The following is a 240-nucleotide window of genomic DNA, read 5'->3' as shown; positions in this document are numbered from 1 at the left end:
CAACTTTTTGACTTATCTTCAGAATGAGGTTAAACCCAAAACGACGGCAGGTAATGTTACATTTACTAAAGCAGATGGAACTGCAAGTAATGTGCAGGATACTGTTACTGCATTAAACTCCGCTTTACCACATATTGAAAAGGGATCCATTAGAGCAAATGCAAGTACAACCGGCGCGATGACTGCAATAAAATTCTCGAAAGCTTTCACGATAGCTCCTACTGTTGCACTTAGCCTACA

1 protein-coding gene is annotated in these 240 nt (G+C 40.4%); it reads right to left on the bottom strand.

All coding sequences use genetic code 11. The features are described from left to right. Positions 1-18: 18 nt before the first annotated feature. On the bottom strand, positions 19-240 hold a 222-nt coding region (locus CI595_RS26490; RefSeq protein WP_205728129.1), incomplete at its 5' end, for a hypothetical protein.

Origin of the sequence: Blautia hominis (assembly GCA_002270465.1) — a bacterium.
In the GTDB taxonomy this organism is placed as follows: Bacteria; Bacillota; Clostridia; order Lachnospirales; family Lachnospiraceae; genus Blautia; species Blautia hominis.
This window is presented reverse-complemented; position numbering and strand designations above follow the sequence as displayed.